This window comes from Labrenzia sp. CP4 (assembly GCF_001579905.1).
Taxonomy (GTDB): Bacteria; Pseudomonadota; Alphaproteobacteria; order Rhizobiales; family Stappiaceae; genus Roseibium; species Roseibium algicola.
In genome coordinates this window covers 1,810,264-1,822,734 of the sequence record NZ_CP011927.1, presented here as the reverse complement: position 1 = coordinate 1,822,734, position 12,471 = coordinate 1,810,264, and the positions used below count along the sequence as shown (strand labels likewise).

Below are 12,471 nucleotides of genomic sequence, written 5' to 3'. Positions count from 1 at the left end.
GCCCCCAGACAAGACTCAATGCATAGTGAGTATGGAAAACGGATCGAAGCAGATGGCTCTTGGACGATCTATCATGTCTTTAGTGGCGTTCCTGCAACGATCGGTGGAGACTTGATGCGGGGAATGAATTCGAATGACGCTCTGGATCAAATGACAAAAACGAACTTAGACAATTCCAGGCGGCGGGCGGTTCCCACAGGCACATTGAAAGGTCGGTTCCTGGCTGCCTGGTGGGTCAGATTATGCAAACACTTCTAATTTGCCGTATTTATTTGCAAGTGAGATCAAGCCCTTTTTCACCACTCCGTCATGGCAGAGACCGCAAATTTCGTGAATTGATTATAGTTGCGTTTCGAGTTGAAACTTGATTGTGACTTCTAATTCTTCCGCAAGCGCGAGCGAAGACTGAAGAACTTTCGTTTCGTTCAAGGCATTAGATCCTTGTTCAGTGATGGCAATAGGCAATTCAACCTTTCCCAACGCCGTGTTTACTCGGACATAATACAGAAGTTGGCCGCCGGGCCTTACTTCAACTTTTGTCAACTTGATTTCCGACATTGTCAGTCTCCTGTGTAGACATTCACGCACCGCTAAAACTGGCTGGGCCCTGGGCTTTCTGCCTTGCAGTGCGCAAACCCTTATCTAAGGTCAGACGTTTTCGTGATTAGTAGCGCGTTGTCCTGGGTTGTTTCGGAAATTCCCACGGGTTCGAGCTCGTCCCGGATGACCATACATTCGTGCAACTCCAGATCATTGCGGGTCCGGTATTGCGGTATGTCACCGGTGCGGGGCATCAACGCGGTAATGTGGAAGGATCCGCCTCGACTCGTGGAAACCATTGGCGGGTCGTTCCTCATTCTGACAAATTGTCCGACCGCGAAACGATGTTCTGAAAAAGTTGGTGGCTTTCGGGTGCGCCAAGTTTGAAGGTGAAATTCGTTGATCATGACCCTTCTCCTTCTCTGGCTCGATCTTCTTCATCTCGGAAAAGCTATCATTCGACACTTGTCCATGTTGTTAAGCGGTCAGGGCCACAGAACCATGAGCAGCGAGAGACACTGGGCCAAGCATTCGATGAAAGCTTGAGATTGTTGCATGAATCGCGTCGATCGAAACTGATGCATGTTGGTCAGCGCGGAAAAAGCTGAAATCTCTTTGTTACGGTCCCCTGAGCTAGCGTGAAAGGGTAAGCGTGACCATCGGCGAGAAGGACTGGGTCGGGGTATCAAAATGTGTATTCGCTACTGCGTTGACGATTAACAGTTCCGAAACTCCGTAGTACGGGCTGTCAGCGACAAATGTTCATGTTTCGTTTGAGTTTCGCGTATCGACGGAAACAGCTCTTGCTCTACCCCCGCCTGATCGGCGCTAGGCGAATGGCAAGTTTCGTCAATCGACAGCCAAAACCAGACTGCCTCCTCTCGGCCAGGAGTTGCCGATCAACACCTATTGGTTTAATGGCGGCTTCGCGGCCCCATATCGGACACCCGGATCCCTCAAACAAACTGCCAGAACCGGACGCTAGTTATTTGCGAGCCTGTGCCTTTGCTTGCCATCTCACAACAAATCGATAGAGCCCCTTCGCTTGGTGAGTTCACCCATGTCGCCTGTAACGTCCTTAGGGAAGCACAACTGCCATGGCAGCGCTGATCGTGACGAAGGAGAGAACCGTCATTGCGAACATCGCCAGGGCGGCTTCCCGTTCCTCGCCGAAACGCTGTGCGAGGATCGGGTAGATGCCCATAGCCGGCATTGATGCCATCAGGATGGCGGCGGCTGCCAGACCTTCATTGCCGGCGCCAAGCCCGAGAGTGGACAGCGCCACCAGACTTGCCCCGACAGCTATCGGGTGCAGAAGGAGTTTCCCTGCAACGACGGGGATGACCGATCCATCTAGACTGGTCAGGGGCAGCGATGCGAGTGTGCCGCCGATCACGACAAGCGACAAGGCAGCGCTCGCATTTGCGACAACGTCAATAGGTAGCGCGATGAGTTGTGGCACGGGTAGGGCAAAGAGGGAAACACACATGCCGAGCGCCAAAGCGATCAAAATGGGATTGCGCGCCAGTTTCCAAGCTATTCCGGTAATCATTCGGCGACCATCGGCGGAGCTTTCGACGGAGCGTTCGGCCATGATCAGTACGAGTGGTATCATGACCAGGTTCTCGACGATCATGTTCATTGCCAAGGCCGTCGACGCAAACTCGGGCAATGCCATCAACAAGACCGGATAACCGACGAACCCACTGTTGGAGCAGCTCATTCCCATCGCCCGGAAAGTACTTGCCGTCGCCCCGGAACCGGAAACTTGCCGCGACCAGATATATCCAAGGACGAAAACGGCAAGCGAGCCAATGAGCACTGCCGCTAGGTAGCCGAAGTTTGCGATCTCCGCGACAGGCCTGGAGGAAACGGCCCTGAAGATCAGGGCAGGCAAAGCGAATGTGACGACAAATCTTCCAAAAGGTGCCATCTCGGCTGATGAAAACACGCCGTACCGGACGGATAGAAATCCCAGGCCGATAAGTACAAAAATAACTCCCGTGATTGAAAAAATGTCCAGCATGCTGACCTTCTTGGGGGGGCGGTGACCGTGTGGTTCAACTTCGGCCCCTCCGTCGGGGCTGTTGGAGATAGCCTGTCGGGATCAGTTCCGGGTTTCGCTCGCGACTGCAAGCAGGCTCTGCGTTGCTGCCATGATGCTCCGAAGCTTCTGGACAGGGTCCTGGATCGGCACATCGTCAGACATCGGCACCTCTAGTGCCAGCGGAATGTCTTCAGGCAAGGCCTTCAGAAAGCGGACGAGATCGATGTCGCCGAGCCCGGGCGGCAGCCTTTTTTCTCTGGCAGTGACCAACAATTCTTCGGTCGAATAGGAGGGCTTTACGGGTGCATCGCAAAGATGGGCAAAGGTAAGGCGCTCAGTGGGCAGGCTTTCCAAGAGTGTGTAATCCGCTCCGGATCTGTCGAAATGAAGACTGTCGACCAGTATGCCTACCTGTGTAGAGGCCATTTGCGCCACCTTCCAGCAGGTCGCCAGGTCGGGAACACAGGTCCAGGGAAAAAACTCAAGCACGGTGCCAAGTCCGCGTTCGCCTGCAGCCTCAGAAAACGCATCCAGTGTTTCGGCCAGCCGGTTCAGGTCCTGATCGTAGGGAGCGGTAATCACATGGCCTGCACCAAGTTCAGCCCCCACATCGAGAAAGCGGAGCAGGGCCTCGATGCGGGTATCGGGCGTGATCTTGACGAACTCGATGTCAGAGACTTTCAGACCGGTGTCCCTCAGGATGGTCCTGGTCTCGCGCAAGTCCTGCGGCTGGTCCATGAGGGGATAGCCGGGCGTGTCGTCGGTTACGCGGATGAGGCGCAAGCCAACCCCTTCGAAACCGCTTTTCGCGGCTGCGTCGACAAAGGCGGGGGGAGCCAGATCGATTGCTGTGAGGTGGGCAACGGTGAGCTTATGAGGCATGCAAGGCCTCGTATTTCGCTGCAACGTGCCGCCCGGCAACAAATCCAAACGTCAGCGCCGGTCCGAGATTGATCCCACCAGCAGGGTAAAACCCGCCAAAGACGCTCACGCTATCGGTGCCGACCGCGTAAAGGCCGTCAATCACGCTTCGGTCCTCTCGCAATACACGAGCATGTTCGTCCGTCGCCAAACCTGCGAAAGTTCCGAAACTGCCAGGCACCACTTTGACGGCATAAAAGGGTGCTTTCGCGATCGGCGCCACGCAAGGGTTCGGACGCTGTTCCGGATCTCCCTGCAGGCGCATGTAGGGTGTCGTTCCGCGGTGAAACTGCGGGTCCATTCCCCTTCCCGCGCCTGCGTTCCATGCCTTCACCGTGTCGGCAAGCCCCTCAGCGTTGATCCCGCAAGCACGCGCGAGTTCTTCGATGTTTTGTCCGGTCTTCAGGTATCCCCGCCTGATCCAGTGCCGGTAAGGCACCGGCGCGGGGCGGACGACACCAAGCCCGAAACGCCGCAAGAAGCGATGATCGCAGATCAGCCATGAAACAGCTGCTGCCTCGCCCGGAATCGAACGCAGCAAGGCTTCGACATAATCATGGTAGCCAAGCCCCTCGTTGCAAAAGCGTCGGCCATCTGCAAGAACGCCGATCAGTCCTGGCTTGCCCCGATCGATGATATGCGGAAACTGACCTTCATCGCCATCGGACCAGGGGACGGCCGAAACGGGACAGAAGGCAGCCGGGCGCGCGGTCGTTGTATCGACGCGCGCTCCGATATCCTCCGCGAGCCGCAGTCCGTCTCCCGTTGCACTGGGAACTGCCAGCGTTTTGTGGTCCCGATCCCGGGGAAATGTTTCTTGGCGGCGAGCAGCATCATGAGGGTATCCACCACAGGCCAAAACGACACCCGAACGCGCGTGCAGGACTTTCCCATCCGATAACTGTACACCCGTGACCCGATTGTTTTCGACAATCAAAGAAGCAACGTTGACCTTCGTTTGAACATCGACAGAAAGATCCAGGGCGGATCGCAGAAGGCGTGCGGCGAGCGCATTCCCGTTTCGAAGGTTCATGCCACATCCGTGAACGGCAAGATCCAAGAAATGACGAAGTGTTCGCCGGCCTACATGGACAAATGATCTTACGGATCTCGTCACAGTCATGAACGCCCGCAAATCCGGTCCTGACTGGATTGTCATGCCGAAGAAGGTGGTCTCTTTCGGCGGCCTTCGCAGAAGTGAAATCTTCTTGCCGAGTTTCCGCCCGTCAAACGGTTTCGCAATGACCGAACGACCACCGGTTCCTGCGCCGGGCAGATGACCGTAAGTGTCCGGAATGGCCAATCCCGGCTCAAATTGCAGTGCTGTTCTCTTCTCGAAAAAAGCGACCATCTCCGGAGCAGCCATAAGGAACGATTTCACCCGCTTCTCATCGAAATGATTGCCCATGAGTGACTTCAGATAGGCAAACGGAGCATCTTCCGGTTCGATCTTGCCTGCCCGAATAACAACCGGATTGCGCGGCGCCCAGATCCACCCCCCGGACCAGGCTGTTGTCCCCCCGATCACATCGGCTTTTTCAAGAAGAGCGACGCGCAAACCATAAGAAGCTGCGGTGACGGCACAAGCCATTCCTGCAGCCCCTGAACCGATCACGATCAAGTCAGGGTCGGAGCTTTCCCGAGGAATACCTGCGTGGGTCATATTTCTTCTCGCCTGCGATGAGACGAAGAAAAAATCAAATAACTCCTGTTAACGTCAATTACCGATATTACTCCGTAGATAACATCATGTTAGATTTGGCCTCGAGAGGGGAGATGTGACATGAGGGAAATTACTCTCAGGCAGATCGAAGTCATCCGGGCGGTCATGCTGCGTGGAACGATAAATGGCGCCGCGGAGCACCTTGGCGTGTCTGCGCCCGGCATAAGCCGTCTAATCAAGCACACGGAAGAGTCTCTGGGGATCCGGTTGTTCGAGCGCCAGGCTGGTCTGTTCGTCCCTTCTCTCGAGGCTGGTGCCGTCTTTGATCAAATCGGCCAGGTCTACAGGGGGGTGGAAAATCTCCAGTCCGCGCTGGAGTCGCTCCAGAAAGGCGTCGACGTGCGGCTGTCCTTCGCCTCAGCCCCCTCGGTAGCGCAATTCATCGCTGCCCGAGCCATACGCACCATGCGCAAGCGATATCCGGATCTATTCATCGACCTCAACATCCTCAAGATCGAGGAAACACTCGACTACCTTCTGCTTGACCGCGGTGAATTCGTCATCATGAGCTCACCTGCACGCAATCCGGGCGTCGAAAGCGAAGAGATCGCACGTGGGCGGATCGTAGCTATCCTGCCTGAGGGGCATCCTCTTTCCGACAGGGACCGGATATCGGTCCACGATATCAAGGACGAACCGCTCATTGGCGTGGATCCGAGCGACCCCTACGGTGCAATTGTTGCCAAACCCTTTGTCGATGCGGGTATTCAGCTCAAACACAGTATGCGTGGACGTTTTGCGCAGACCGTAGTGAGCCTGGTTCGGCATGGGCTTGGCGTTGCGCTGATTGACGAGTTTTCCGTCGCCGAGGTCTACATGCCTGGACTGATCCGCAAGCCGCTCGTCGAAGACATCAGCGTCACCATCTACGTCGTTCGAAAGAAGGGTCGAGTGCTGTCCAATTTCGCCGAATTCGGGATAAAGCAGTTTCGCAAGGAGTTGGCGGAGGCGCATCTGCACTGGAATGACCGCACCGTTCAAAAATAACATTATGTTATTCTATTCGAGAATTTGATATTTGACGTTAGTCTATATCTCCCGCAAGGTAAGTTCAGCAAACGGCAATTGAAACCGAACCGTTTGAAAGTCTCACCTTGGGAGGAGCCTAATGAGAAAGCTTGTTATCAGCGCGGTTTCTGCGCTTGTTTTTGCGACGACATCCACCTTTGCTGCCGATTTTCCGTCGAAGGAAATCCAAGGGGTTATCCAGTGGGGCGCCGGCGGATCGACGGACACCGTCATGCGCTCTGTTACGCCGCACGCCGAGGAGGCGCTCGGCGGTACCGTTGTCATGCAGAACATGACCGGTGGCGTCGGTGCCATTGCCCTGAACTACGTCGCAGGTCAGGCGGCTGATGGCTACACCCTGCTCATGGGTGCCGAAAACCCGCTGCTCTACAAAGTGATGGGTCTCGGTGACAAGGACTATTCGGATTTCGTTCCGATCAACTTGCTGGCGCGCGGAACACCAATTCTTGTTGCCAACAAGGACGCGCCCTTCGACGATTATGCCGGGATGATGGCCTACATCAAGGAAAACCCGGGCGAATTGCGAGTTGGGGCGACCGGTCCCGGCGGTCTGCCATCCGTTGTGACGGCCATGATGAATACGGTCGAGGGCAAGCTGGACGTGATTTCCGTCCCCTATGACGGTGACGGACCGGCACTGACAGCCCTTCAGGGTGGTGCGATCGACGTTATGCCCGCGGTGCTTGGCGCCGCCATTGAAGGCATTCGCGCCGGCAACATGAAGCCGCTTGCGATCTTCGATGTCGCCCAGAATGAAAAATTGCCGGAAGTGCCGATCGTGACTTCCTTTAACGCAGGCTACGAAACCTACCTGCCCTGGGGACCGTTCTTCGGCGTTTTCGTTGCTAACGGTACGCCGGACGATGTGGTTGCAAAGCTTTCCGCGGCATATGCAGAGGGCGCAAAGAACCCGGAATTCGTTGAGCTGATGGATAATCGCGGCTTCAAGATGATGGGGATCTCCGGCGCGGAAGCCGAGGAGTTTCTCGCAAAGTGGCAGCAGGGTACGACCTGGCTTCTTCAGGATGCAGGTCTGACCAAGGCTTCCCCGGAAGAGTTTGGCATCAAGCGCCCCGGTCAATAAGGCCTGACGGCGGTTGAACTGACCGTCCCAAGACAGTCGGCGCCGCACTTCAGATGAGAAGCGCGGCGCCTTTTCTTTTCCGCAGGGCTCTAGGGAGGATGCCATGCAACATATCGACCCGGAACATCACGATGGTACATCCGACGCGACACCAGGCGGCTATGAGGTCTGCCGTCGACCCGGCGAACTGGCGTTCGGCGCAGTGATGTTGCTTGCCAGTCTCACCTTGTTGTGGAGCGCCTACGGAATATCTGGTTTCGAGGCCTTGTCCTCTCCCGGCACTGTTCCCATGGCAACAACTTTCGTCATGGTCGTCGCCGCATTGATTGTGGTTCTCAAGACAGCAAGACTGCCCGTCGAGCCTCACGAAAGCCTCTCCAAAGACATCTTGCCGGGTGTTGTGGTGATTTTCGCCGGGTTGCTCGTTGCCTACGGCCTGCTCTTGAAGCCTCTGGGCTTCATCCCAACGTCAGCCCTCTTCCTTATCGCAGCGATAAAGATCCTTTCGAGGAGAAGCTGGGGTTGGACGCTTCTGGTTTCCATCGGAAGCCTCGTCATGATCTGGCTGGTCTTCCGGATTGTCTTTACCGTTCTGATGCCGGCCGGGATCGTCCCGGAAGCCGAGTTCATCCAGATCTTTCGAAATCTTTTCAATGGTGGAGGTGCGTGATGCAAGCTCTGATGGACTTTCTGACCGTCTTCACGCAGCCCGAACTGTTGCTTCTTGTCGGCCTCGGCACCTTCGCGGGTGTCTATGTCGGCGCAATTCCGGGCCTGTCCGTTACTATGGCGGTCTCCATCCTGATTTCGTTCACCTTCTCCTGGGATGTCTATCCGGCGATATCTTTGATGATCGGCATCTATATGGGTGGAGTTTACGGGGGATCGCGCACGGCAATCCTTCTGAACATTCCGGGAGCACCGTCAGCAATCGCAACGGCACTGGACGGTTATCCCATGGCCCAACGTGGAGAAGCCGGGACAGCAATCGGCGTTACAACGGTCATGTCGTTTATCGGCGGTTTCGTCGGCATCGCGGTTCTCGCGCTCGGAGCTCCCCTGGTTTCCGACTTTGCGCTCAAATTCCAGCCGCGGGATTACATGCTTCTGGCTGTCCTCGGAATCCTGCTGGTCGGTTCCTTGTCTCAAGGAAGTCTCGTCAAGGGCATTTTCGCAGGCGCTCTTGGCATCGCAATTGGTGCCGTCGGACGTGATCCGCTGACCTTCACGGAGCGCTTCACCTTCGATTTTGGTCTGCTGGAAGGCGGCATATCCTTCATCGCGGTGATGATCGGCATGTTTGGTGTCTCCGAAGCCCTGCTGCAACTGCACCACGTTGACAAGGATTCCGTGCGTCAGAAAATTAGCCGGATCGTTCCTTCCCTCAGTACCGTCAAAAAACATCTGCCGCTGTCGCTACAGACTTCCGCAATCGGGGTTGTCATCGGCGCCCTGCCTGGAACAGGTGGTGATATCGCTGCGCTTATGGCCTACGACCATGCCAAGCGGGTTACCAAGAATCCCGATCATCCGTTTGGTGAAGGCGCCATGGAAGGTCTTGTTGCACCAGAGACTGCGAACAATGCCGCCGTCGGCGGAGCCTTCATCCCCATGATGACGCTTGGTATCCCCGGGGATGCAGTGACCGCGATCATGATCGGCGCGTTGTTCATCCACGGCCTCAACCCGGGTCCCATGCTGATGATCGATAAGCCAGACATGTTCTGGTTCATCGTCGGAGCACTCGTGACGGCAAACTTCTTCATGCTGCTTTTCGGGCTAACCGGCATCAGGCTTTTCACGAAGATCGTGGAAATGCCCCGTTCGGTGCTGATCCCGCTAATCATGCTCTTGTCGATCGTAGGCGCCTATGCAGTCAACAACTCGATCACGGACGTCTACTGGATGCTCGGCTTCGGTCTGTTCGGCTATTTCATGCGCCATTACGGTTACCCGCTCGGTCCGGTCATCCTCGGTGTGATCCTGTCGCGACTGCTGGATGACAACTGGCGCCGGGCCATCATCTCGGAACGCGAAGACCTCTGGCGCTTCTTTGAAGGCGTGCTGACAAGCCCGCTCTCGCTCGTCCTCTTCGTCTCCGTGATCCTCATTTTCGTTTCGCAGACGCCACTGTGGGCGAGAGGGAAGGCTCTTCTCTTCGCTCCGAAAGCAAAGGATGCCCGGCAATGACAAGCAAACCGGATACACCTGATCGGCTGAAGCTCGGTTTGATCGGAGACAACATTGTCCGCTCCAAATCTCCGTTGCTTCATCGTCTTGCCGGCGAACAGAACGGTGTCGAAGTAACCTATGACCGGCTTGTGCCAATCGATCTCGGCCTTGAGTTCGAAGAGGTGTTCGACCGATGCACACACGAAAATTATCGCGGTATCAACGTCACCTATCCTTACAAGGAGCGTGCCGCATCACTCGTAAGGATCGATAATCCGCTTGTCAGGGCCATTGGCGCGGTCAACACGGTGATCTTTGAAGGAGAAATGCCCCACGGCCACAATACGGACTATTCCGGCTTCATGGAGGCCTACGGGCAGATGCGCGGACCAAAGGCGACCGGTTCAGTCCTGATGATAGGAACCGGTGGAGTCGGGCGGGCGGTCGCCTTCGCTCTGGTGGCGCTTGGGGCGCTGGAATTGCGGCTGGTCGATCGCGACCCTGCGAAGGCCGAAGCCCTAGCGGAGGCGTTGGAAGCCGTCGCACCCGATATGAACGTTTCGATCTGGGTCGATCCAAGCAAAGCCGCCGCAGGTGCCAAAGGCCTCATCAACTGCACGCCTGTCGGAATGGTCGGTCACGATGGAACGCCCCTGCAGCGAGAGTTCATGCAAGGCGCCGAGTGGGCTTTCGATGCGGTTTATACGCCAACGGAAACGCAATTCCTGACTGATGCGGCAACTGCGGGATTGTCGATCATTTCCGGCTGGGAGCTGTTCTTCTACCAGGGCGTTCATGCGTGGAAGCACTTCTCAAATCTTCCGGTGGATGAAGCCGCGCTCCGGCGCGGCTTGCTTGACATCGGAGAGGCCGCATGAAAACCGCGATTGCCACCGTTTCCATTTCCGGAGACCTCAAAGAGAAACTCGCAGCCATCGCCGCCGCCGGCTTCGACGGTGTCGAGATCTTCGAGAATGATTTCCTGGCCTATGATGCCAGTCCGCGCGAAGTCGGCCGGATGGTGCGCGATCACGGACTGGAAATCTCCCTGTTTCAGCCGTTCCGCGATTTCGAGGGAATGCCGGAACCGCAGCGCAAGCGGGCCTTCGACCGTGCAGAACGCAAATTCGACCTTATGCAGGAACTGGGAACAGACCTGGTCCTCATTTGTTCGAACGTATCGCCGATTTCGCTTGGTGGCATAGATCGGGCTGCGGATGATTTCCGGGTGCTAGGAGAACGGGCCGCTAGGCGGGGCATTCGCATCGGCTATGAGGCTCTTGCCTGGGGCAGGCATGTCAGCGACCACCGGGATGCCTGGGAGATTGTTCGCCGCGCCGATCATCCGAATGTCGGCCTGATCCTGGACAGTTTTCATACGCTCGCAAGAAAGGTCGATCCGGAGACAATACGAAGGATCCCGGGAGACAAGATTTTCTTCGTCCAGCTGGCGGATGCGCCGCGTTTCGATATGGACCTGCTCTACTGGAGCCGGCACTTCAGGAATATGCCGGGCGAAGGAGAGCTTGACGTCACCGGTTTCATGCGAGCCGTTTCGGCGACAGGTTATGATGGGGTCCTGTCGCTCGAGATCTTCAACGACCAGTTCAGAAGCGGTTCGGCGAGATCGATCTCGGTAGACGGGCACAGGTCCCTTGTCTTCCTGATGGATCAGGTAAAAAGGATCGAACCTGAAGTCAGGATTGAAGTTCCTGAAATGCCCGACCGTATCGCCGTGGACGGGATCGAGTTCATCGAATTCGCGGCCAATGCAACAGAGGCGAAAGCTCTTGGCAGCGTGTTGCATACGCTCGGGTTCAGACGCGCCGGGCGCCATATTTCGAAGAAGGTCGAGTTATGGCGCCAGGGCGCCATCAATATCGTCATCAACACCGAGCAGGAGGGGTTCGCACATTCCTCATATCTCATGCATGGCACGAATGTCTGCGACATCGGCCTAAAGGTTGAAGACGCCCAGGCCACCGTCGAGCGTGCCCGGGCCCTGGGAGCGGAGCCGTTCGAACAACCTGTCGGGCCGGGAGAACTGAACATCCCCGCAATCCGGGGCCTCGGCGGCGGCGTCATGCATTTCATTGACCGCAAGAGCGAACTCGCCAAGGTCTGGGAGATTGAGTTTCGCGCGGATGTAGACGAACTCAGCCCTGAAGATGCAGGCCTGACGCGGATCGACCATGTCGCCGAAACCATGGCGTATGACGAGATGCTGACCTGGTTGCTCTTCTACACGTCGATCTTCAAGACCGGCAAAACGCCAATGGTCGATGTGATAGATCCCGCGGGTCTGGTGCGCAGTCAGGCGGTAGAAAACCAGGAAGGAACCTTCCGCATCACGCTCAACGGTGCTGAAAACTACAAGACCCTGGCTGGCCACTTCCTGATGGAGAATTTCGGATCTGCAGTTCAGCATCTTGCTTTCGAGAGCAGCGACATTTTCGCTTCAGCGGCAACGCTCTTCAGAAACGGCTTCAAACCTCTGACCATTTCACCGAATTATTACGACGATCTCGATGCCAGGTTCGGATTGGAGGAAGACTTTCTCGAGGCTCTGATAACCTACGGCATTCTTTACGATCGGGATGACAGGGGCGGAGAATATTTCCAGCTCTACAGCCCGTTTTTTGGTGAAGGCTTTTTCTTCGAGATCGTCGAAAGGCGTGGAGACTACAGGGGTTACGGCGCCGCCAATGCCCAGTTCCGCATCGCCGCCCAGAAACGTCACATCCGGGCAAAGGGAATGCCGAAGCGATAAGCTCCCGTTGAAGGGAAACCGGTCGCCGCTTAGCGTTCTGGCTTGTCATTAGGAAACCTCGGTTTCTTCTCCGGATTCAAACGACTATTTAATGTCGTGACTCGCAGTATCGATCACTGGAAGCAGACCGTCCGCAACCGGCCCCATTTTGATCGTTCGTTTCGGCCGCAGCGAACGACCGCTTC

General features: G+C 56.3%; 10 protein-coding genes. 6 read left to right on the top strand and 4 right to left on the bottom strand.

Annotated features, from left to right (window positions below; translation table 11 throughout):
- Window positions 1-339: 339 nt before the first annotated feature.
- The 4 genes from ACP90_RS08390 to ACP90_RS08370 form a co-directional block, all read right to left on the bottom strand.
- Window positions 340-558 (bottom strand): hypothetical protein, encoded by a 219-nt coding sequence (locus ACP90_RS08390; protein WP_062487893.1) that lies wholly within the window; start codon window positions 556-558, stop codon window positions 340-342.
- A gap of 1,060 nt (window positions 559-1,618) precedes the next feature.
- Window positions 1,619-2,566: an AEC family transporter gene (locus tag ACP90_RS08380; RefSeq protein WP_082809699.1), complete on the bottom strand. Its 948-nt coding sequence runs from the start codon at window positions 2,564-2,566 to the stop codon at window positions 1,619-1,621.
- A gap of 81 nt (window positions 2,567-2,647) precedes the next feature.
- Complete coding sequence (locus tag ACP90_RS08375) at window positions 2,648-3,469, bottom strand: sugar phosphate isomerase/epimerase (RefSeq protein WP_062487887.1); 822 nt, start codon at window positions 3,467-3,469, stop codon at window positions 2,648-2,650.
- Window positions 3,459-5,171 (bottom strand): FAD-dependent oxidoreductase, encoded by a 1,713-nt coding sequence (locus ACP90_RS08370; RefSeq protein WP_062487885.1) that lies wholly within the window; start codon window positions 5,169-5,171, stop codon window positions 3,459-3,461. Before ACP90_RS08370 ends, ACP90_RS08375 begins: the two co-directional genes overlap by 11 nt.
- A gap of 120 nt (window positions 5,172-5,291) precedes the next feature.
- Between ACP90_RS08370 and ACP90_RS08365 the strand changes: the two genes are divergently transcribed.
- From ACP90_RS08365 to ACP90_RS08340, 6 genes are all read left to right on the top strand, one after another.
- A complete protein-coding gene (locus ACP90_RS08365; RefSeq protein ID WP_062487884.1) occupies window positions 5,292-6,218 on the top strand; it encodes a LysR family transcriptional regulator in 927 nt (308 codons plus the stop codon).
- Between the two features lie 121 nt (window positions 6,219-6,339).
- Window positions 6,340-7,344: a tripartite tricarboxylate transporter substrate binding protein gene (locus tag ACP90_RS08360; protein ID WP_062487882.1), complete on the top strand. Its 1,005-nt coding sequence runs from the start codon at window positions 6,340-6,342 to the stop codon at window positions 7,342-7,344.
- A gap of 103 nt (window positions 7,345-7,447) precedes the next feature.
- Window positions 7,448-8,014: a tripartite tricarboxylate transporter TctB family protein gene (locus tag ACP90_RS08355; RefSeq protein ID WP_062487880.1), complete on the top strand. Its 567-nt coding sequence runs from the start codon at window positions 7,448-7,450 to the stop codon at window positions 8,012-8,014.
- A complete protein-coding gene (locus tag ACP90_RS08350) occupies window positions 8,014-9,534 on the top strand; it encodes a tripartite tricarboxylate transporter permease (protein ID WP_062487878.1) in 1,521 nt (506 codons plus the stop codon). The genes ACP90_RS08355 and ACP90_RS08350 overlap by 1 nt, the downstream gene beginning before the upstream one ends.
- Window positions 9,531-10,394: a shikimate dehydrogenase gene (locus tag ACP90_RS08345; protein WP_062487876.1), complete on the top strand. Its 864-nt coding sequence runs from the start codon at window positions 9,531-9,533 to the stop codon at window positions 10,392-10,394. Before ACP90_RS08350 ends, ACP90_RS08345 begins: the two co-directional genes overlap by 4 nt.
- The gene (locus ACP90_RS08340; RefSeq protein ID WP_062487874.1) at window positions 10,391-12,286 is read left to right on the top strand and encodes a sugar phosphate isomerase/epimerase and 4-hydroxyphenylpyruvate domain-containing protein; all 1,896 of its coding nucleotides are present in this window, start codon (window positions 10,391-10,393) and stop codon (window positions 12,284-12,286) included. The genes ACP90_RS08345 and ACP90_RS08340 overlap by 4 nt, the downstream gene beginning before the upstream one ends.
- Window positions 12,287-12,471 lie beyond the last annotated feature (185 nt).

Coding starts and splice junctions, on each gene's coding strand:
- ACP90_RS08345 (WP_062487876.1), top strand. CDS start 9,531: ATGACAAGCAAACCGGATACACCTGATCGGCTGAAGCTCGGTTTGATC.
- ACP90_RS08365 (WP_062487884.1), top strand. CDS start 5,292: ATGAGGGAAATTACTCTCAGGCAGATCGAAGTCATCCGGGCGGTCATG.
- ACP90_RS08390 (WP_062487893.1), bottom strand. CDS start 558: ATGTCGGAAATCAAGTTGACAAAAGTTGAAGTAAGGCCCGGCGGCCAA.
- ACP90_RS08370 (WP_062487885.1), bottom strand. CDS start 5,171: ATGACCCACGCAGGTATTCCTCGGGAAAGCTCCGACCCTGACTTGATC.
- ACP90_RS08340 (WP_062487874.1), top strand. CDS start 10,391: ATGAAAACCGCGATTGCCACCGTTTCCATTTCCGGAGACCTCAAAGAG.
- ACP90_RS08355 (WP_062487880.1), top strand. CDS start 7,448: ATGCAACATATCGACCCGGAACATCACGATGGTACATCCGACGCGACA.
- ACP90_RS08360 (WP_062487882.1), top strand. CDS start 6,340: ATGAGAAAGCTTGTTATCAGCGCGGTTTCTGCGCTTGTTTTTGCGACG.
- ACP90_RS08350 (WP_062487878.1), top strand. CDS start 8,014: ATGCAAGCTCTGATGGACTTTCTGACCGTCTTCACGCAGCCCGAACTG.
- ACP90_RS08375 (WP_062487887.1), bottom strand. CDS start 3,469: ATGCCTCATAAGCTCACCGTTGCCCACCTCACAGCAATCGATCTGGCT.
- ACP90_RS08380 (WP_082809699.1), bottom strand. CDS start 2,566: ATGCTGGACATTTTTTCAATCACGGGAGTTATTTTTGTACTTATCGGC.